We start from the raw sequence: 21261 nt of genomic DNA, 5'->3' as shown, positions 1-21261 counted from the left end.
TTTCAGGCTTACAGGTAGCCGAAATTCTGCTTGAGGTTGGGGTTGGAATCAACCACGGTTTGCGGGAACGCCAGCAGCTCGTCGCCCGAATTGGGCACGTAGTTGGCGGCAAACAGGTCGATGAACGTGGACGTCGTCCCCCCCGTCAGCGCCTGGCGCCAGCTGAATTTGGCTGCCGTGGCGGTGGAGCCCGGAATCGGAATGGTGTTGGTGCTGACGTCAAACGGCCGGTAGAGCGAGCGGACGTAGCGCAGTTGGTCGTTCACGGCGTAGCCGTACACATACAGCGGAACTCTGGCCCCGATGCCCGTGCCATTGCGGATATCGGTCATGATGGCCTTGGCTTCGGCGATTTTCGCGCCCAGCAGGTTCCACCGAATCAGGTCGTATTTGCGGATGCCTTCGCCGCCGAATTCGAGCAGGCGCTCTTTCACCAGCGCGTCGAAGAAGCCGGTTTTGGTGCCCACCTGGGTGGTGGGCAGGGCAGCGTAGCGGCTGGCGGGGTAGGCCCGGCGGCGTACTTCTTCCAGGGCTTGCACCGGTGTGGTGCCGTGGTAGGCCGTGGCGGGGTCGGCCAGTTCGTTCTGGGCTTCGGCAAACATCAGCAGCACGTCGGCGAAGCGCACAATGGGCCAGTTCAGGCCCAGAGTTTGCGACGAGCCGGTGAGCAGCGGCACGCGCCAGTCGCGGCGGAATTTGCCGTCGCGCAAGGCGTTCAGCGTGGTGCTGGTTTGGGTGTTGGGCGTGGCGGCCACGGTCTGGTAGAGCGTCACAGTCACGTCGCGGCGCACATCAGTCGAGTCGAAGGTGTAGAAGTAGTTCGGGTTGATGGTGTAGGAGCCGCCGCCCTGGCCCCATTTCGAGGCCACGTCGAGGCGCGGGCCGTTGTTGTAGCCCAGCTTGCTGTCCGAGGCGGCCGAGCCCGAGCCCATGCCCACTTCAAACATGATTTCGCCGTACTGCGTGTCGAACTTGGCCTCGTTGATGTTGCGCCACACCTGCTCGTAGCTGGGGTTGAGGGTGTGCTGGCTGCGGTTTTGCAGCAGCGTGTCGCATTCGGCGCGGGCCATGGTGTAGTAGGTCAGGTAGTCGCTGGGGCGTTCCATCTGGCCGGTGCGGGCGCTGGAACGCCAGCCGCCGCGGGCCAGGGCAATGCGGGCGCGTAGGGCCTTGGCCGCGCCTTTGGTGAACCGCTCGTAGGCGTTCACGTCCGACTCCCGGCGCCAGGGCAACAGCTTCGAGGCCAGGGCGAGGTCGCCCAGAATCTGGTCGTAAATCTCGTTGCGCGGGGTCTGGGGCAGGTTCAGGTCGGTGTAGGCCGAAGAGGGCTTGAACTGCGCCGGCACGTCGCCCCAGTTCCGCACTATTTCCATGTAGTACAGCGCCCGCAGGGCCAGCACTTCGCCGTAGGCGCGGCGCAGGGCCTTCTGCTCGGCGGCGGTGCCGTTTTTATAGAGCGCCATCTGCGGGATGTTCTGTATACAGATGTTGGCGCGCTCCACGCCTTGGTAGAGCGTGGTGAAGGGCCCAATCAGCTCGGTGGTGCCGGCCGTCACGCGGTAGCGGTTGATGTCGCGGCTGCCACCGTCGGCCGCGCCGGCCCGGTTCTGGCCCTCGTCGGTGTCGGAGGGGTAGCCCGTGGAGAGGCGCACGCCGTAGCCGTTGTCGCCCGACAGCGGGTCGTAGGCGCCAATCACGGCGCTGTTCACGTTGGCCACGCTGCTGAATACGTCGTCAGAAATGTAGGACGAGGCCGGGCTTACGTCGAGGTAGTCTTTGCAGGCCGTGAGCAGGCCCGTGGCACCCAACAAAGAGCTGGTGGCCAGGGCGGCGCGAAGGATGAAGGAAGATTTCATATCAGGAAGCGGGTGGGAATTAAAGGGTCAGGTTCAGGCCGGCCAGGAAAGCGCGGCTGCGCGGATAGGCCGCGTAGTCGACGCCCGGCGTGAGCGGCGTGCCGCGGCGGGTGTTCACCTCGGGGTCGTAGCCCGAGTACTTGGTGAAGGTGTACACATTGTTCAGCGTCACGTAAAAGCGCAACTGCGTGAGCTTGGCGCGCTGAATAATCGACTTCGGCAGCGAGTAGCCCACCGTGATGTTGTTCACGCGCAGAAACGAGCCGTCCTCGATGGCCCAGGAGCTGAGCAGGTAGCGGCCGCGGGTGGGCCGCCACACCTGGGCGTTTTCGTTGAGGGCGGCCAGGGCCGTGGGCTCGGTCACGAGGTTGCCGGCGGCATCAATCGTGCGAAACCGGTCGCGCATCAGGCCCAGCACGTTCTGGTTGGCGTTGTAGCCGCTGGTGAAGTCGATTTTGTTGGCGTTGTAGATGTCATTGCCCACCACGAAGTTGAGGAACATGCTGGCATCAAACCCTTTGTAAGCAAACTGCTGGTTGAGGCCGCCCGTGAACTTGGGGTTGGCGTTGCCAATCACCGTGCGGTCGTTGGTGTCCACCACGCCGTCGCCGTTGATGTCCTTGAACTTCATGGCGCCCGGGGTGGGCTGCAGGTAGCCGCCCTTGGGGGCCGGCACGCCGGTCACGGTGGGCACGGTGTAGCCGGTGTTGTCGGCCACCACGCCGTTGTTGTTCGGCACGCCGTCCTTCAGCACGTAGTTCCAGCCGCCGCTGCCGTTGGGCGTGGCGTTGAAGTCGCTCACTTTGTAAAAGCCGTCCGACACGTAGCCGTACATCAGGCCCACGGGCTTGCCGGGCTGCACCAGGTAGTCGGTGCCGGTGTCGCTGGTCCAGCCCGAGTTGATGCCAGGCAAATAAGCCTGGCCGCCCAGGTCCTCCACCCGGTTGCGGTTGAAGGAAATGTTGCCGTTGATGTTCCAGGTGAAGTCTGGGGTCCGTACCGCCGTGCCGCTCAGCTGCAGCTCAATGCCGCGGTTAGACGTCTCGCCGATGTTGCGCAGCTGCGTGGCGTAGCCCGACGTCACGGGCACGGGCTGGGCAATGAGCAGGTCGTAGGTCGAGTTGTAATAGAGGTCGGCGGTGAGCTGCACGCGGTTGCTGAACAGGGCCAGGTCCACGCCCAGGTTGCGGGAGTGGGTGGTTTCCCATTTCAGGTTGGGGTTGGCCAGGGCCGAGGTGGCCAGGCCCGGCGTGCGGCCGTTTTCAACGGAATACTCCACGCCGCTGGTCGAGTAGGTTTCGCGGAACAGGTTGTTGCTGATGCGGTTATTGCCGGCCAGGCCGTAGCTCAGGCGCAGCTTCAGGTCCGACACGGCTGTCAGGGGCTGCATAAAGGTTTCCTTCGACAAGCGCCAGGCCACCGAAGCCGCCGGGAATACGCCCACGCGCTTGCCCTCCGCAAATTTCGACGAGCCATCCACGCGCATCGTGCCCGTAAACAGATATTTATCATCATAGGCATAGTTCACCCGGGTGAAGCCCGACAGAATGCGGTTGGGGTCTTCGTTGGTGGTGGGGGAGGGCTGCACGAAGCCGGCCGGAGCCTGGGCCTGGTTGAAGTTGGCCAGCGCCTTTTCGGGCTCGATGTCGGTGGGCAGGTAGAAGGCCGAGATGTTGAGCGAGTTGTTCAGGGTCTGGTACACTTCCTGGCCCAGCAACACGTCGAAGCTGTGCTTGCTTTTGGAAAACAGCTTGTAGGTCAGTACGTTCGAGTTGTTGAGCGTGAACTGCGTGCCCGTGCCGATGGAGGCCGTGGGCTGGTTGCCGTTCTGGCGGGCCACGCCGGTCACCTTGCTGTTGAATGCCTCCGTGCGGGTGGCGCGGTAGTCGATGCCCACCGTGGAGCGGAAGCTCAGGCTCTTGGTGAAGTTGTAGTTGACGTAAGCGCTGGAGTTCACCAGGCGCTGGCCGTCGCGGCGATACTCCGAATTGGCCAGCACGATTGGGTTAATCAAGCCGTTGTTGCCGCCGCTCAGGATGTAGTATTCCTCGTCTTCCTGCGTAGGGTCGAGCACTACGCCGGTGCCCAGGTTGGTGGTGAAGGGGCGGTACTGCACCGTGTTGCGCAGGCGCGACGAACTGGCCAGCCCGCCGCTGGCCGTGCCGGCCCCATTGATGGTCTGGTCGTTCAAACGCACGTTGAAGCCAAGACGCAGCTTATCGGTAGCCTTGTTGTCGAGGCGGAAGTTCAGTAGCTTGCGGTCGAAGTCCGAGGCCAGCTGAATGCCCTGCTCGCGGTTGCTGGTCAGGCTCAGCGAGTACACCGTGCCCTTGCCCCCGCCCGACACCGTCAGGTTGTGGGTTTGCTGGAAGGCATCGCGCCCAAACACCTCATTCTGCCAGTCGGTAAACGGCGACTGCCGCGCCCGCGCCAGCGTATCGCTCAGGAAGTTTCGCGAGCCATACGCCCCGCGAAACGCGGCCAAATCCGCGCTGCTGCGTGCGGCGCGCTCGTATTGCAGGTCGATAAATTCGCCGGGCTTCAGTACGTCCAGGCTTTTCACCAGCCGCCGCACCCCGGCAAAGCCGCTGTACGCCACCGTAGTGCGGCCCTCAATCCCGTTTTTGGTGGTGATAATAACCACGCCATTGGCCCCGCGAGCGCCGTAAATGGCCGTAGAAGCCGCGTCCTTCAGCACATCCACCGAGGCAATGTCCTGGGGCGAAATCACGTTCAAAGCATTCTCAATTTGAATGCCGTCCACCACGTACAGCGGCGAGTTGTCTTGGGTAATAGAGCCGCCGCCGCGCACCCGGATGGTGACGTTGGCCCCCGGCGTGCCTTCCGATGACGTGAGCTGCACCCCGGCCAGTCGGCCCGTAAGGGCCTCGGCGGCGGAGTTTACCGGAATATCCTTGATTTGGGCAGCGCTCACCGATGATACCGACCCCGTCAGCTCGCTACGCTGCACCGAGCCGTAGCCAATCACCACCACGTCGTCGAGCTGCTTGTTGTCGGCCGTCAGGGTCACGTCGTAGGTGGTGCCGCTGCCCACGGCCACTTCCTGCGACAGGAAGCCCACGTAGCTGAATACCAGCGTAGGGGCCGCAGTGCCCGCCGGCACGGCCACTTGAAAGCGGCCATCAGGGCCGGTCGAGGCCCCGCTGGTGGTACCCTTTACCAGCACGGTCACGCCGGGCAGGGCATCGCCCTTGGCATCCTTCACCGTGCCGGAAAGCGAGCGGTTTTGGGCCGCCGCCAGACTAATGCTCAGGCAGAACAAAAGCCAGTAAAGCAGGAAATTTCGTTTCATAATAAAGGTCATTGAGAGTGGGAATTTTGAATCTGAAGCAGGGCTATTCCTTGAGCAGGGGCACCGCAAACTGAGTTGCGCCACTGGTGTAGCGCACCAGGTAGCGGCCGGCTGCGAGGCCGTGGAGGTCGAGCGATGTTTGCTGGGTGCCGGGTGCGCAGGCCACCGTGGCCACCCGCTGGCCCGTGGCCGAGTACAGCGAAATGCTGGCCTCGCGGCCCACGGCCGGGTGTAGTAGCAGGCACTGCGCCGTAGCCGGGTTGGGGTAGGCTTCCAGGCCCATTTTCCCTTCGGCGGCTTTGGTAGTCAGCAGCACGCTGGCAATGCCGTTGAGGTAATTTTCGAGGTTCGTGTAGCCGTTGGCGGCCACGCCCTGGCGGTCGGCGGCGTTGTTAGGATTCAGGCCGTTGGCAGTTTCGTAGGCGTCGGTCATGCCGTCGTGGTCCGAGTCGGCGGGCGCGGTGCCGCAGCTTAGTACCGGCCAGGCCGCCTGCGACACGCTGTAAGGCGTAACGTGAGCCGGGTAGCCCCCTTGCACGTCAATCAGCCCGCCGGTTCGGTTGCGCACGTCGTTGATAATGCGCTGGTCCAGCACATCGCGCACGGGCAGCACGCAGCCAGCCTGGGCCAGCACGGCCGTGTAGGCATCCTGCGCCGTTTGGGTGGGCAGGGGCGTGGTGGCAAACGGCACGGTCACCTTTATGCGCGTGGTATCGGAGCGGGGGGCGCTGCCGGGGGCCACGCCCAGCCAGTTGTTGCGGGTCACGGCGGGGTAATTGTCCACGTAGTTGCCGCTCAGGTAGGCCTGCGGGAAGGGTAGGGCCGCGCTGAAGAACGGGTAAAACATCATGGACTTGATGGCCACGCCGCTGGTCGAGCCACTGGAAGTGGCCGGGCCATACTTATAGTAGTTGTTCACCAGGTTGTAGGCCCCGCCCTCGCCGCCGTTGGTGTTGTAGGAGCCCCAGTCGTAGATGACGTTGTTGCGGAAATCGGCCATTTCCGCGCCGGCCACTGCTGGCGTAAGGCCGCCGCTGCCCGAGAACCGGGGCATGCGCCCCTTGCAATGCGCAATCAGGTTGTGGTGGAAGGATGCGTGCCGCCCGCCCCACACCCCGCCAAATCCGTGGTGCTCAAAATCGGTATCGCCCGCTTCAAAGTGGTAGGAATAGTCCAGCGGCTCCGAAATCAGATTCCATTGCAGCGTAGTGCTGTCGCCCTGGTAAAAGGAGCAGGCCTCGTCGGTGCTCCAGCTCATGGTGCAGTGGTCCACCATGGTTTTCACATTGAAGCGGCCCCCAAAAGCATCATCGGAGCCGGCACCATCTACCATGCCTTGGTTCTGATACCGGTCGCCCATGCGGAAACGCACGAAGCGCACCAGCACGTTGTTGCCGTTCACCGTTACGGGCCGGTCGGCCAGGCAAATGCCATCGCCGGGAGCGGTCTGGCCCGCCAGCGTGGTATTGGCCGGAATGCGCAGCTGCGTGAGCAGGTGGATGGTGCCACACACCCGAAACACCACCGTGCGGTTGGGCACAGTGGTGACCGACTGGCTCAGCGCGTAGCGTAACGTGCCCGCCGTATTGGTGTCGGCCAGACTCGTCACCTCATACACTGTGGTTGGGGCGGCGGCCGTACCGCGCCCGCCAGAGGTGTACTTCCCAGCTCCTTCCGCCCCCGGAAAAGCAATGAGCCGCTGGCCTTGAGCAGTCAGCGCGCCGAAAAACAGGGCCGCAAATACGGGGATAACACCGATGTTGGAATGCAATAGCTTTTGACTGTTGCTCGGTCTGTTTTTCATGGTCCGGGTGGGTGGGGTAAGGATGGAATGAAAGTGTGGACTCAGCCTTCATGAAGTAAATGTGAATATCATTTTTAATAGAAACAACAAAGTTGGGATATAAATCGTCGGGAACGATGCCGGGAACGATGCCGAAAGATGATTCAATATGTAAAGGGAGCGGGGCGAAGTGGTTTTTGCTTTTGCAGGAGCGTATTAAATATCTTCTTAACGAATGTAAAAGATGCTGCTATACAATTGATTGCAATTAAAAATTAGCAGTCATGCGTTCGTTGCTTCGATATAATCGAGCCAAAAATAAGTAAAGTACTATTATTTTGACTGTCTTATCACAAATCAAAGAATGTGTACACAGTACAGATAATTGGCTGCTAAATTCGATTGGTTCAACAATGCGGTATCGATACCGAATTGTATAAAATCATAAAAGAGTCGTTAATTTGTGAATCAATTAATGACTCATTCAGCAGCTGTTTCGATAGCTTTGCTCAATCATGAAGTGCTTCCATCCGCTCTATAGCTTCCTGCTTCCTTTTATGGCAAAGAGTAGTATCCGCTACCGGTTTATCCTGCTGCTAGCACTCGTAGGGAGCTACCACCAGGATGGCCAGGCGCAGTCGTTGCCGCCCGGCGTTTCCAAAGTCTGGGTACCCGACCTAGGTAATGGCACCTATAAAAACCCGGTGCTCTACGCCGACTATTCCGACCCCGACGTAGTGCGGGTTGGCAGCGACTTCTACCTCACGTCTTCCAGCTTCAACGCGGTGCCGGGCCTGCAAATCCTGCATTCCAAGGACCTGGTGAACTGGTCCATTATTGGGGCGGTGTTTAAGCAACAGCCGCCGCTGGCCCGCTACCGCGAGCCCCAGCACGGCAATGGCGTGTGGGCGCCCGCCATTCGCTACCACAACCAGGAGTTCTATATCTACTACCCCGACCCGGATTTAGGCATCTTCGTCACGAAGGCTAAGAACCCGGCCGGCCCGTGGTCGGCACCGGTGTGCGTGAAGCAGGCCAGCGGCTGGATTGACCCTTGCCCGCTCTGGGACGCCGACGGCAAAGCCTATCTGGTGCACGGTTTTGCGGGCTCGCGGGCCGGCATCAAAACCGTGTTGGCCGTGAGCCCGATGAGCCCCGACGGACAGCGCCTGACCGGTGATGATGTGCTGGTATTTGATGGCCACGCCGGCCACCCCACGCTGGAAGGCCCGAAGTTTTACAAGCGCAACGGCTACTACTACATCTTCGCGCCGGCCGGTGGCGTGCCCACTGGCTGGCAACTGGTGCTGCGCTCCCGGAACGTGTACGGGCCTTACGAAGAGAAGATTGTAATGGACCAGGGCAAAACGCCCATCAACGGTCCGCACCAGGGTGCGTGGGTAGACACCGATGCGGGCGAGGACTGGTTTCTGCATTTCCAGGACCAGGGCGCCTATGGCCGGGTGGTGCATTTGCAGCCTATGGTGTGGAAAAACGACTGGCCCGTAATTGGCGAAGACCCGGACGGCGACGGCAAGGGCCAGCCCGTGCTCACGCACCGCAAGCCCCGCATCAAGAGCCCCGCGCAGCCGCTGGCCACGCCGCCCACCTCCGACGAGTTCAGTGCCGCTAAGCTGGGCCTGCAGTGGCAGTGGCACGCCAACCCGCAGGACTACTGGGCCTACCTGAACCCGGCGCAGGGCCAGTTGCGCCTGTATTCGGTAGCTCTGCCCGAGGGCTTCAAAAACTACTGGCAGGTGCCCAACCTGCTGCTGCAAAAGCTGCCCGCTGAAACCTTCACTGTCACCACCAAACTGACGTTCACGTCGCGCATCGAAGGTGAAAAAGTGGGTCTGATGATGATGGGGCTTGATTATGCGTACCTCTCACTCACCAACCAGGGAGGCAAGCTGCAGCTCAGTCAAACGGTTTGCAAGGATGCCGACAAGCTGAAGCCGGAAACCACGACGGCCCCGGTGGAGGTGCCCGCCGCGCTGGCCGGCAAGCCGCTCTACCTGCGCGTGACTACCAAGGCCGGGGCCAAATGCCAGTTCAGCTACAGCTTCGATGGGCAGACTTTTCAGCCGCTCGGGGCGGAGTTCATAGCCCGCGAAGGCAAGTGGATTGGCGCGAAGGTGGGCTTGTTCTGCTCGCGCACGGCCAAGTTCAACGATGCCGGCAGCGCCGATGTTGACTGGTTTCGCATTGATAAATAAGCCGGTTGTAGTGGCTTGTTATCCTGTTCTTACTCATTGATTTTCAACTATGCTGCTGCTCGGAATAGACCTGGGAACTTCATCCGTCAAGGTGTCGGTGGTAGATGCCGACACGCGCCAGTGCCTGGCCTCGGTGAGCTACCCCGACACGGAGCGCGAAATTCTGACCCGCCAGCCCGGCTGGGCTGAGCAGGACCCGCGCCAGTGGTGGCTCGATGTGCGGCAGGCTATTCTGAAAGCCAATGCCACCCAAGCCTATGACCCGCAGGAGATTGGCGCTATCGGCATTGCCTACCAGATGCACGGCCTGGTGGTGGTGGATGCGCAGCAGCACGTGTTGCGCGACGCCATCATTTGGTGCGATAGCCGGGCGGTGCCCTACGGCGAGGAGGCCTTCGCCGCCATCGGCGCAACCCGCAGCCTGGAGCATCTGCTCAACTCGCCGGGCAACTTCACCGCCGCCAAGCTGGCCTGGGTGAAAGCCGAGGAACCAGAGGTGTACGCCCGCATCGACAAGGTGTTGCTGCCCGGTGACTTCCTGGCCCTGCAGCTCACCGGCAAAGCCACTACCAGCATTTCGGCGCTGTCGGAAGGCATTTTCTGGGACTTTGCCGAGCACGCGCTTTCTGAGGACGTGTTCCGCTTTTTCGGGTTTGACAAGGAGTTGATTCCGCCGGTGCAGCCGGTTTTTGCGGCGCACGGCCGGGTGCTGGCGGCGGTGGCCGCAGAGCTGGGGCTGCGACCGGGCATTCCGGTGACCTACAAGGCGGGTGACCAGCCCAATAACGCCTTGTCATTGGGTGTGTTGGAGCCGGGCGAGGTGGCGGCTACGGCCGGCACCTCGGGCGTGATTTATGCCGTGACCGACCAGCTGTTTGTCGATGCGCAGTCGCGGGTGAATGCCTTTGCTCACGTCAACCACGCCGCTGAGCAGCCCCGCCTGGGCGTACTGCTGTGCATCAACGGCACGGGCAGCCTCAACCGCTGGATGAAGAGCATTGCCGGTCCGCAGCTGAGCTACCCCGAGATGAACGAGCGCGCTGCCGCCGTGCCCGCCGGCTCCGACGGCCTGCTCTGCCTGCCCTTCGGCAACGGCGCCGAGCGCATGCTGGCTAATCAGCAGGTCGGCGCGCACCTGCACAACATCGACCTGAATCTGCACACGCCCGGCCACCTGCTGCGCGCCGGGCAGGAAGGCGTGGCATTCGCCTTCCGCTACGGCCTGGATTTGATGCGCGAAAACGGCCTGCACCCCACGGTGGTGAAGGCCGGCAAAACCAATATGTTTCTGAGCGAGGTCTTCGCCCAAGCTTTCGCTAATGCCACCGGCCTCACGGTAGAGCTGTACCAGACCGATGGCAGCGTGGGCGCCGCGCTGGGCGCGGGCATTGGGGTAGGGGCTTACACCACACCCGCTGAGGCTTTTCAGCGCATGGAGCGCCTGCAAACCATTGAGCCCGATGACGAAGTCGATATTTACGAGCAGGCGTATCAGCAATGGAAAGCGCTGCTGATGAGCCGGCTAAATCTGGCAGCTATATCCCAACACCAGCCGGCATAACACGCCGAATCATTTCATACGAACCTTTAAAATACCCCTAATATGAGCATCCTCACAAGCGAAAAAACTTTGTTTTCCAGCATCCCACAAATCAAGTTTGAGGGCCTGGAATCCGATAACCCGCTGGCTTTCCGCTGGTACGATGCCGAGCGTGTGGTGGCTGGCAAGCCGATGAAAGACTGGCTGCGTTTTGCCGGGGCCTACTGGCACTCCTTCAACGGTAGCGGGGCCGACCCGTTTGGCGAGCCTACGCACCTGTTTCCGTGGGATACCGAGCGCGACCCCATCACCGCCGCCAAGGCCAAGATGGATGCCGCTTTTGAATTCCTTACCAAGCTCAACCTGCCGTATTACTGCTTCCACGACGTGGACGTGGTGGACTACACCAACGACGTGGCCGACAACGAGCGCCGCCTCCAGACCATGGTGGCATACGCCCAGGAAAAGCAGCGCGAAACCGGTCTGAAACTGCTCTGGGGCACGGCCAACCTGTTTTCGCACCGCCGCTACATGAACGGCGCGGCCACCAACCCCGACTTCCACGTGCTGGCCCACGGGGCGGCCCAGGTGAAGGCGGCCATTGACGCCACTATTGCGCTGGGCGGCGAAAACTACGTGTTCTGGGGCGGCCGTGAGGGCTATATGTCCTTGCTGAACACCAACATGCAGCGCGAGCAGGAGCATTTTGCCAAGTTCCTGCACACCTGCAAGGACTACGCCCGTCGCAACGGCTTCACGGGCACGTTCTTCATCGAGCCCAAGCCCATGGAGCCCACCAAGCACCAGTATGATTACGACGCGGCCACCGTCATCGGCTTCCTGCGCCAATACGATTTGCTGGGTGATTTCAAGCTGAACCTGGAGGTGAACCACGCCACGCTGGCCGGCCATACCTTCCAGCACGAGCTGCAGGTGGCCGCCGACGCCGGCATGCTCGGCAGCATGGACGCCAACCGCGGCGACTACCAGAACGGCTGGGATACTGACCAGTTCCCGAACGACATCTACGAGCTGACCGAGGCCATGCTGGTGGTGCTCGAAGCCGGTGGCCTGCAGGGCGGCGGCATCAATTTCGACGCCAAAATCCGTCGCAACTCGACCGACGTGCAGGACCTGTTCCACGCCCACGTTGGGGGCATGGACCTCTTCGCTCGCGCCCTCATTACGGCCGATAACGTGCTGCAAAAATCTGACTACAAGCAGATTCGCCAGCAGCGCTACGCTTCCTTCGACAGCGGCGCGGGCAAGGCCTTCGAGCAGGGCCAGCTCACGCTGGAGCAGCTGCGCGACTACGCCGCCGAAAACGGCGAGCCCGCCATCATCAGCGGCCGCCAGGAGTATATGGAAAACCTGCTGAACCGCTACATCTAGCGCCTTTCGACCGGACCCAAAGGCCGTCCTGCGGTGCGCCGCCGAAGCAGCTCGCGTGTGGTGGTAATTCTCTTATTGCGATTGGATTACTCACTACGTGCGAGCTGCTTCGGCGGCGCGCCGCAGGACGGCTTCTTTGTGCCATTGCCGACCATTCTTAAAGCCTAATCCAGCCATCATTCCTCAATTTATGCCCGTTTTCACTGCCTTCCGCCGGTTATTGCTCGCCGGGTTGTGTAGCCTCGGCTTCACGGCTAATGCTCAATCCGATAATGGCCGATTCGTGCAGGATTTATCGAATCAGGACTGGCGAATGTGGCTGGATAAGGCTGCACCTTGGGCGATGGACCGCCTTTATGCGCCACCAGTGAACATCAGTCAACTGCCAGTAAACCAGCCCACGGGCGGTTGGGCGACGTTGGCCAAAGGCGAAGGGAAAATCGTGCGCCTGCCGGCCACGGTGGAGCAGTATTACTGGGGGCAGAATGGCAATAGCTTCGGGCTGAGCGGCAATTACCTCGGCGTGTCGTGGTTCAGTACGCGGTTGGCGGTACCGGCCGCGTTACAAGGTCAGCGAGTGGTCCTACGCTTCGAGAGCGTGCGGTTTCGGGCCGAGGTGTTTGTGAACCAGCAACTGGCGGGCTACGACTTGGTGAACAGCACGCCGTTTGAAATCGACGTAACGAAACTGCTGCACTACGGGCAGGCCAACGACGTGGCCGTGCGCATCACCGACCCCAACGGCAATTTCGACTGGCGCGACTCGCAGAATTTTATGTGGGGCAGCTACCGCACCCAGCCCACGCACGGCTTCGGCGGCATCACGGGCAAGGTGGAACTGGTGGCCACGCCGCTGGTTTTTGTGCAGGATGTGTTCGTGAAAAACAAGCCCGCCCTGCGCGAAGTCGACGTACAGGTGACCACCGCCAACCAAACCAGCCAGCCCACCAGCGGGACCCTGCGGCTGGAAGTAAAGGAATTTGGCGGTGCGCAAAAGACGGTTTTCACCCAGGAACTGCCCCTGGCACAAGTGCCGGCAGGGCAGAGCACCCAAACCGTGAAGGTGAAGGTGCCCGAAGCCAAGCTCTGGAGCGTCGAAAGCCCCAACCTATACCAGTTCACGGCCACTTGGAAGGGTGCCAATAACGCCACCGATACCTATCACCAGCGCTTCGGCTTCCGCTGGTTTGAGGCGCGGGACGTGGCGGGCGGCGACCGGCAGTTTTTCCTGAATGGCAAACGCATTGTGTTGCGCACGGCCATTTCCTGGGGCTTCTGGCCGGTGAATGGCATTGCGCCGAGCGATGCGCTGGCCCGCAAGCAGGTGGAAACCGCTAAGGCGCTGGGGTTGAACATGCTCAACTTCCACCGCACCATCGGCCAGACCAACGTGCTGGACTACGCCGACGAGCTGGGCCTGCTCTACTTCGAGGAGCCCGGCGGCAACCAGTACCCGGCCAACCTGATGAACGCCACCGATTCGCTGGGCAAAAAGCAGGCGGATTTTTACCTGGCCGCCCGCACCGAAAAGGTGCTGCGCATGGTGCGCCGCGACCGCAACCACCCCTCGCTCATCATCTACAACTTCCACAACGAGCGCGGCGCGCCACCCGAACCGCAGGACCGCACCGAGATGAGCGCCGCCCACGCCCTCGACGAAACGCGGCTGCTCACCTATAATTCTTCCAACGGCGACCCCACCCTCAAGCCCAATCCGCGCTTCAAGCTGCACCTGCGGCCCTACGACGCGAAATTTTACGATTACGGCTGGTTCGACCAGCACCACGCCGGTGGGCCAGGCGTGTACAACAATGCCCTGTACTCCGGCCCCGGCAAGTACCTGCGCTTCACCGACCACAAGGACGAAATCATCTATTGGGGCGAGGACGGGGCCATCGGCACGCCGCCGCGCCTGCAGCTCATTCGGGACGAAATTCTGAAAACCGGGAAGGACATTGGCTGGGAAAGCGCCAGCTATCTGCAGTGGTACAATGCCTACGACCAATTCCTGACCAACACGCCCGGCTTCCGCCAGGTCTTTCCGACGGTGGATGCCCTGACCACGGCCATGGGCAATACTGCCTACTACTACCAGGGTCGGGCCATCGAAAACGTGCGCCTCAACAACGTGGCCGATGGCTACGCCGTGAACGGTTGGGAAAGCATGATGTTGGAAAACCACTCCGGCATCGTGGACAATTACCGCAACCCCAAGGGCGACGTGCAGCTCATCGCCCGCTACAACCGCCCGGTGTACGTGGCCGTGAAGCTGACCCGCAAAGTGCTGGGCGTGGGCGACACCGCCCGCGCCGATTTCTACCTCATCAACGAAGTCAACCTGCACGGTAAATACAAGCTGCGCGTGCAGGCCACCGACGAGCAAGGCAAGGTAGTTTTCACCAAAACCCTGTCCGTAAAAGCCACCGGCGGTACCACCTACGGCGAATTGCTGACGGCCGGGCTGCCCATTATCCCCACCAATGCCGGCTACACTACCGTGCGGGCCGAGCTGCTGAGCGGCAGCACTGCCGTGGCCAACGGCGACGATAAGCTCTACGCCGTGCGCCTGAATACCGCCGGCCTGCCCGCCACCGGCATGGTGGCCGATACCAGTGGCGTACTGGCCGGCTACCTCAAATCCGTCGGTGTCAACTCGTTCAAAGAATTTAAATCGGGCCGGCCAGTGGGCGACTATCTGCTGGTGGGCGCCTTCAATCCGCAGCAAACCGGCAACCCGCTGGTAACCGACATTCTGGAATGGGTGAACGAAGGCCACACGCTCATCGTGGTGAACAACATTGACAAATGGGCCACCCATCTGGGCCGCAAGGAAGTGGTGGACTACCGGGGCTCCAAGGAACTGGGCACCAGCTGGTACGGCGGCAACTACTTCGCCAAAAGCCACCCGTTGTTTGCCGGTCTGCCGCCGGCCGGGGTTTTCAACTGGGAGTACCAGTGCTTTGCCACCTACGACCGTGCCCGGCTGGGCCTGCGCCTGTTCAATGGCGAAACCATTGTGGGGTGTGTGTCCGACCACAAGAAGGAAGTGTACTCAGCCCTGAGCGTGGTGCCGCACGGCCGCGGCCGCATCATCCTCTGCGCTCTGGATATGTTCTCGACCCTGCGCGGTGTGAAAGTGGGCAAAAAAGCCGAAGGCGACGGCGAAAATGCCGCCCTCACTTCGCTCGACACCTCGCGCGGCAACCGGGCCAACCTCGTGGGCCAGCAACTGCTGCTGAACATGCTGCGGTGGAATGGCGCGCCGCAGTAGCCTGTTGCCCGTGAGCTATTGCGACTTCGTGGTGGCTGCTTGCCCGTGCAGCGAGGACTCGCGAATCATCAGCTTGGGCTTGAGCACAATGCGCTGCCCGGTAAATGTGTCGGAGCGCTTTTGCAGCTGCAGGAATAGCTGGACCGCCGCCTCGCCCATCAGCTCGCCGTGCTGGTCTACCGAAGTCAGTTGGGGCTTCACCATGGTGGTGAACGGCTCGTTGCTGAAGCCCGCCAGGGCCATGTCCTGCGGCACCCGGATGCCGTGTTCCTCCAGCACCCGCAGGGCCCCGGCCGCCGCAAAATCATAGGCCGAAAAGATGGCATCAGGCCGTGCCGGGCCTGCCAGTAACTGTTCCGTTGCCGCTGCGCCGGCCTTTTCGCGGGAGTTGGCCAGCGGAATCACGAGGGCCTTCTCATAAGGCAGTCCGTGTTTTAGCAGGGCATCGTGGTAGCCTTGGTGGCGGTTGAATGTAATGTTGAGGTGCTGCGGGCCGGCCAAGTGCGCAATGCGCCGGCAGCCCTGCGCAATCAGATGTTCGGTGAGCTGGTAGGCCCCGCGGTAGTCGTCGGCCACCACGCCGCACACGTTAGGGATATCCGGCATGCGGTCGAAAAACACCAGCGGAATGCCTTTGCGGCGCACCTGTTCAAAGTGCGCAAAATCGCGGGTGGTGTTGGACATGGACACCAACACGCCATCGACCTGCGCCTTCAGCAGGGCGTTGATGTGCTTCTTTTCGCGGTCCACCTCCTCGCTCGACTGGCATATCATCACGTTAAAACCTGCCTGGCTGGCCAGGCGCTCGATGCCGTGCACGACGGCCGGAAAAAAGGCCCCGTTGATGTGGGGCACAATGACACCCAGTACGTTGCTGCGCCCGCTACGTAGCGATGCGGCCATGCTATTGGGCTGGTAGTTTAGCTTTTCGGCCAGCGCCCACACCTGGGCCTTCGTGGCATCGCTCACATCGACCGCATTGTTGAGCGCCCGGGAAATGGTCGATACGGAAAGGCCCAGTTCCGCCGCCAGGTCCTGAATAGAAATACGTTTGCTGCCTTTGGCCATAGAATTATCGAGGAACACCGCCAGTAACCAGCTATCGGTCAGCCTGCCAACTATGCCTTAACGTGACTGTTCGCCAAGACTATCAGTCAGGTTCGGTAGTTTCCGGTCAACGAATCTACTTCGTTTTCACGGAGTGGGTCATTGCCTGCCGCGGCTTCAGGGCGCACCCATCGCATTCAAACCGGCGCATAGCCCCGAGCATCTGCTGCACGCCTTGCAAACCAATGGGTGCATTTTTAATAGATTAAGGATAGTAATTGCTGTGAATAGTTGAATGCCACAGGTTCGATATAGCTTGGGTTGACTTTGTGCGCATTTGGCATGGCTAAAGGGTTGCTGGTTTCTACAATTCACCTGAATCATCATATAATGTGTAGTTTGCAGCAGGCATGAGCTGTTGGCTCACCTGGCTCATACGTTTACCCCGTAGTTTCTTGTTTTCAATATATAAGTGGCTGATTACCTGAGCTTATTTTGGTGTCGAATCTTGCTGCTGATGCAAGTAGGGGCCTTATTGGGAGGCTGCGCCGCTGCTCCGCCCGAACCCGTTTACCGCATCGGCTTTTCGCAGTGCACCATGGGCGACGACTGGCGGCGGGCCATGCTGGCGGGCATGGAAAAGGAGCTGAGCTTCCATCCCAATGTGCAGTTTCAGGTACTGGATGCCCACAATAACAGCGAGTTGCAGCGCCAGCAGGTCGAGCAGCTGATTAAGCAGAAAGTCGACCTGCTGATTATTTCTCCCAACCAGTCCGGCCCGCTCACGGCCCTCACCGAAACGGCTTACAACCAAGGGATTCCAGTGGTGATACTGGACCGCCGCACCACTTCGCGCCTCTACACCGCCTACGTGGGCGGCAACAACCTGGAGGTGGGCCGCACCGCTGGGCGTTACGTGGCCCAGCTGCTGCACCAGCGCGGGCAGGTGCTCGAAATACTGGGCCGGCCGGGCTCCTCACCCGCCACCGACCGCGCCAAGGGCTTTGCCCAAGTGTTGGTCGCTTACCCCGATATCCGCCTGACGGCGCAGATAGCCGGCGACTGGCAGCCCGCCTCGGTGCTGCGCCAGCTGCCGGCGGTGCTGCGGGCGCACCCCGAAACCGACCTGATTTTTGCCCACAACGACCCCATGGCCCGCGCCGCCTACCAGGTGGTGACGCAACTGGCGCTGCCCCACCCCATCCGCATCATCGGGGTTGATGGGCTGGCCGGGCCCGGCAATGGCCTGCAATTGGTGGAAGATGGTGTGCTGAATGCCACCATGCTCTACCCAACGGGCGGCGAGGAGGCTATCCGGACGGCGCTGCACATCCTGCGCCACGAGCCTTTCGCCAAGGAAAATATGCTGGAAACGATGGTCATCGACTCAGCCAACGTGGGGCCGATGCGCGCTCAGACTGAGCAATTAGCCATCCAACAGCACGACCTGCGGCGGCAGCAGCAGCAGCTCGAATCGGAGATGCACCGCTATGCCAGCCAGCGCACCGCCGTGTATCTGCTGTTGGCCAGCTTGCTGGTTGCTACGCTGTTGGGCGCGTCGGCGTGGCGGGCGCTGCGCCTCAACCGACGCATCCGGCGGCAGCTGGAGCAGCAGAACGCCGAAATCAGCACCCAGCGCAACCAGATTGAGCAGCTGGCCGAGGCCGGCCGCCGCACGGCCGAAGAAGCCAGCCGCTCCTCGGAAGCCAAGCTGCGGTTTTTTACCAACTTCTCGCACGAGCTGCGCACGCCGCTCACCCTAATTTTGGGGCCGGTGGAAGAGCTGCTGACCGATGGGGCCGACCTCTCGGACGGGCAGCGTCAGGACCTGCAGTTAGTGCGCCGCAACGCCCAGCGGTTGCTGCGGCTGGTGAACCAGCTCATGGATTTCCGTAAAATCGACGTGGGCCGGATGTCGGTGCGGGCCACCGAGGGCAACCTCGTCGACTTCGTGCGCGAGTTGATGGACGTGTTTGAAAAAACGGCGCGGCGGCGCAACATCACCTACCGGTTTCTGCCGGCCGAGCCGGTGGTGCAGCTCTGGTTCGATGGCGAAATTCTGGACAAGGTGTTTTTCAACCTCTTATCCAATGCCTTCAAGTACACGCCCGATGGCGGCCACATCACGGTGAGTCTGCAGCCTGATTTGGTGGCCCACGTGGTGCGCGTGAGCGTGGAGGACAACGGCCGGGGCATTGCCGAAGTCGACCAGCCGCACGTGTTTGAATGGTTTTACCAGGGCACCCGGTCGTCGGCCAACAGCTCGGGCATCGGCCTAGCGCTGGCCGAGGGCCTGACGCGGCTGCACGAGGGCTCGCTCACGTTTCGGACCGAGCACGGCCATGGCACCACCTTCGAAGTGAAGCTGCCTCTGGCCCGGCCCGCCACCTTCCTCGAAGCCGACCCCGAGTCGCGCTCAGCCCCCACCGCCGAGCTCCTGCCCGATGACGAGCTCGCCGAGCCCGCCCCGCCGCTGGCCCGCACCGATGCCACCGCCCTGGTGATTGAGGACAACGACGACGTGCGCAACTTCCTGCTCCAGAAGTTGCAACCGTACTTTCAGGTCAGTTCCGCCGCCGATGGCCTCACCGGCCTGCGCCTGGCCGGCGAAACCATCCCCGATGTGGTGGTGTGCGACGTGAACCTGCCCGGCCTGAGCGGCCTGGAAGTGGTGGCTAAGCTGCGGGCCGACTGGCGCACCTCGCACATCCCGCTGGTGCTACTCACGGCCCGCAGCGCCCCCGAGGAGCAGGTGGCCGGCGTGCAGGCCGGAGCCGACCTCTACCTCACCAAGCCCTTCAATCCCACTTTCTTAGTAGAAAGCCTGCGCACGCTGCTGCGCAACCGCGACCAGCAGCGCGAGCATTTCCGCCGCGAGCTGAGCGTGGACACCGCCACCGTAGCCCCGCAGCGCGTCGACCAGAAATTCCTCGCCGACCTCACCGCCATCATCGAAGCCAACCTCGACCAGCCTACCCTAAGCGTGGACGACGTGGCCCGCAGCCTGGGCGTGTCCCAAATGCAGCTTTACCGCAAGGTGAAAGCCCTGCTCGGCACCGGCGTGTCGGACTACATCCAGAGCCTGCGCCTTACCAAAGCCCGGCTGTTGCTGCTGCAGGAAGGCAGCACCATCGCCGAAATAGCCTACCTCACCGGCTTCTCCTCGCCCTCGTACTTCTCCACGGCCTTCAAAGGCAAGTACCAGGTGTCGCCCTCGGAGTTTAAAGCCCTGCATACGCCCGGGCGCACCTGAAATATTTTTGCAAATCGGGTCGGATTAATGAAAGCCAGGCTGAAGTAGCACGTTGATTGGATGAAATTAAGTCGCAGATAATAAGTTATTTGTGATGAGTGCGAGCTTATGTAAGAATTCTGTAAGGAATTGAAAGAAACGAGCAAGCCATTGGGATGCCCGCACCGGACTTTTGAGCAAACCTCATCTCGTCCCGCATTCTCATGGTGCAGCGCAAAGTCCTTTTCTGGTCCATCGTCACGGCACTGGGCGGCTTCCTGTTCGGCTTCGATACGGCGGTAATATCGGGCGCGGAGAAAGCCATTCAGCAGCTCTGGCACCTGAGCGCGGTCGAGCACGGCTTCACCATTTCCATTGCCCTCATCGGCACGGTGCTGGGGGCCATTTTCGGCGGCATTCCGTCCGATGCGCTCGGGCGGCGGCAAACGCTGCGGTGGATTGCGGTCTTGTATCTAGTATCGGCGGTAGGGGCGGCGCTGGCCCCGGCTTGGGTGCCGTTCATGGTGTTTCGGTTTTTGGGTGGGCTGGGAGTAGGGGCGTCGTCAGTGACGGCACCGCTCTACATCTCCGAGATTTCGCCGGCCGAATCGCGGGGCAAGCTGGTGGGCTTGTTCCAGTTCAACATCGTGTTCGGCATCCTTGCCGCCTACCTTTCCAACTACCTGCTGGCCAATGTGGGCGAGCATTCCTGGCGCCTGATGCTGGGCGTGCAGGCCGTGCCGGCGGTGCTGTTTCTATTGTTCCTGTTCCGGGTGCCCGAAAGCCCACGCTGGCTGCTGCTACACGGCCGCCTCGAAGAAGGCCGCGAAGTGCTGCGCATCATCAGCCCGGCCACCGTGGATACTGATGTAACGGCCATCCTCACCTCCCAGGCGCATGATGCCGGGCAGGATGAGTCGCTCTGGAGCACGCAGTACCGCACGCCGGTGCTGCTGGCCGTGGCCTTCGCCTTCTTCAATCAAGTGTCTGGCATCAATGCCATCATCTACTACGCGCCGCGCATTTTTGAGATGACCGGGCTAGGGCAGGGTGCTTCGCTGCTGTCGTCGGCGGGAATTGGGCTGGTCAATTTCATCTTCACGCTGCTGGGGGTCAATCTGATTGACCGGTTTGGGCGGCGCACGCTCATGCTGGTGGGCTCGGTGGGGCTCATTGCCACGCTGGGGCTGGTGGCGCGGGCCTTCTACACGCAGCAGTTTGGCGGGGTGCTGGTGCCGGTGCTGCTGTTCGTGTACATCGCCTTTTTCGCCTTCTCGCAGGGGGCGGTTATCTGGGTTTTCATCTCCGAGATTTTCCCCAACGCGGTGCGGGCCAAGGGCCAGGCGCTGGGCTCCAGCACGCACTGGGTGATGGCCACGGTCATCGCCTTCACCTTCCCCTGGTTTGCCGAGCACCTAGGTGGGGGCAACACATTCGCCTTTTTCTGCGGCATGATGGTGCTGCAACTCATTTTCGTCCTGCGCTTTATGCCCGAAACCAAGGGCACTAGTCTGGAGCAGGTCGATAAAGCTTTGGTTATGCACTAGCGCGTCGACCACGGTCATTACCGCCCGCCGCCACTCACTCTCACCTCCAAAACCCACCCCTCAC

10 protein-coding genes are annotated in these 21261 nt (G+C 61.5%); 6 read left to right on the top strand and 4 right to left on the bottom strand.

The window, feature by feature from the left end; translation table 11 throughout:
- Positions 1 to 8 precede the first annotated feature (8 nt).
- The 3 genes from ACYU70_RS16535 to ACYU70_RS16525 are packed head-to-tail and all read right to left on the bottom strand — an operon-like array spanning position 9 to position 6973.
- A complete protein-coding gene (locus ACYU70_RS16535) occupies positions 9 to 1856 on the bottom strand; it encodes a RagB/SusD family nutrient uptake outer membrane protein (protein WP_342295004.1) in 1848 nt (615 codons plus the stop codon).
- A gap of 19 nt (positions 1857 to 1875) precedes the next feature.
- A complete protein-coding gene (locus ACYU70_RS16530; RefSeq protein ID WP_342295007.1) occupies positions 1876 to 5169 on the bottom strand; it encodes a SusC/RagA family TonB-linked outer membrane protein in 3294 nt (1097 codons plus the stop codon).
- A 43-nt stretch (positions 5170 to 5212) separates the two neighbouring features.
- A complete protein-coding gene (locus ACYU70_RS16525) occupies positions 5213 to 6973 on the bottom strand; it encodes a T9SS type A sorting domain-containing protein (protein ID WP_342295009.1) in 1761 nt (586 codons plus the stop codon).
- Between the two features lie 536 nt (positions 6974 to 7509).
- Here ACYU70_RS16525 and ACYU70_RS16520 point away from each other — a divergent pair.
- From ACYU70_RS16520 to ACYU70_RS16505, 4 genes are all read left to right on the top strand, one after another.
- A complete protein-coding gene (locus ACYU70_RS16520; RefSeq protein ID WP_342295010.1) occupies positions 7510 to 9168 on the top strand; it encodes a glycoside hydrolase family 43 protein in 1659 nt (552 codons plus the stop codon).
- 49 nt (positions 9169 to 9217) lie between these two features.
- Positions 9218 to 10729, top strand: a complete 1512-nt coding sequence (locus ACYU70_RS16515; protein ID WP_342295011.1) for an FGGY family carbohydrate kinase — start codon at positions 9218 to 9220, stop codon at positions 10727 to 10729.
- A 42-nt stretch (positions 10730 to 10771) separates the two neighbouring features.
- Positions 10772 to 12100 (top strand): xylose isomerase, encoded by a 1329-nt coding sequence (xylA, locus tag ACYU70_RS16510; RefSeq protein ID WP_342295012.1) that lies wholly within the window; start codon positions 10772 to 10774, stop codon positions 12098 to 12100.
- A gap of 190 nt (positions 12101 to 12290) precedes the next feature.
- Positions 12291 to 15371 (top strand): glycoside hydrolase family 2 protein, encoded by a 3081-nt coding sequence (locus ACYU70_RS16505; protein ID WP_342295013.1) that lies wholly within the window; start codon positions 12291 to 12293, stop codon positions 15369 to 15371.
- Between the two features lie 15 nt (positions 15372 to 15386).
- Here the strand turns inward: ACYU70_RS16505 and ACYU70_RS16500 are convergent, their stop codons facing one another.
- A complete protein-coding gene (locus ACYU70_RS16500; protein WP_342295014.1) occupies positions 15387 to 16439 on the bottom strand; it encodes a LacI family DNA-binding transcriptional regulator in 1053 nt (350 codons plus the stop codon).
- Between the two features lie 496 nt (positions 16440 to 16935).
- On the opposite strand from ACYU70_RS16500, the gene ACYU70_RS16495 reads away from it, so the two are divergent.
- Both ACYU70_RS16495 and ACYU70_RS16490 read left to right on the top strand, forming a co-directional pair.
- Positions 16936 to 19671 carry a hybrid sensor histidine kinase/response regulator transcription factor gene (locus tag ACYU70_RS16495; RefSeq protein WP_342295016.1) on the top strand — a complete coding sequence of 912 codons (2736 nt, stop codon included), beginning with the start codon at positions 16936 to 16938 and terminating at the stop codon, positions 19669 to 19671.
- 203 nt (positions 19672 to 19874) lie between these two features.
- Complete coding sequence (locus ACYU70_RS16490; protein ID WP_342295017.1) at positions 19875 to 21197, top strand: sugar porter family MFS transporter; 1323 nt, start codon at positions 19875 to 19877, stop codon at positions 21195 to 21197.
- Positions 21198 to 21261 lie beyond the last annotated feature (64 nt).

The sequence above is a fragment of the Hymenobacter segetis genome (genome assembly GCF_054776495.1).
This window is presented reverse-complemented; position numbering and strand designations above follow the sequence as displayed.

Excerpts from the sequence above, each read along its gene's own strand:
- ACYU70_RS16515 (WP_342295011.1), top strand. The coding sequence starts at position 9,218 with ATGCTGCTGCTCGGAATAGACCTGGGAACTTCATCCGTCAAGGTGTCG.
- ACYU70_RS16525 (WP_342295009.1), bottom strand. The coding sequence starts at position 6,973 with ATGAAAAACAGACCGAGCAACAGTCAAAAGCTATTGCATTCCAACATC.
- xylA (WP_342295012.1), top strand. The coding sequence starts at position 10,772 with ATGAGCATCCTCACAAGCGAAAAAACTTTGTTTTCCAGCATCCCACAA.
- ACYU70_RS16535 (WP_342295004.1), bottom strand. The coding sequence starts at position 1,856 with ATGAAATCTTCCTTCATCCTTCGCGCCGCCCTGGCCACCAGCTCTTTG.
- ACYU70_RS16520 (WP_342295010.1), top strand. The coding sequence starts at position 7,510 with ATGGCAAAGAGTAGTATCCGCTACCGGTTTATCCTGCTGCTAGCACTC.
- ACYU70_RS16495 (WP_342295016.1), top strand. The coding sequence starts at position 16,936 with ATGCAAGTAGGGGCCTTATTGGGAGGCTGCGCCGCTGCTCCGCCCGAA.
- ACYU70_RS16500 (WP_342295014.1), bottom strand. The coding sequence starts at position 16,439 with ATGGCCAAAGGCAGCAAACGTATTTCTATTCAGGACCTGGCGGCGGAA.
- ACYU70_RS16490 (WP_342295017.1), top strand. The coding sequence starts at position 19,875 with ATGGTGCAGCGCAAAGTCCTTTTCTGGTCCATCGTCACGGCACTGGGC.
- ACYU70_RS16505 (WP_342295013.1), top strand. The coding sequence starts at position 12,291 with ATGCCCGTTTTCACTGCCTTCCGCCGGTTATTGCTCGCCGGGTTGTGT.
- ACYU70_RS16530 (WP_342295007.1), bottom strand. The coding sequence starts at position 5,169 with ATGAAACGAAATTTCCTGCTTTACTGGCTTTTGTTCTGCCTGAGCATT.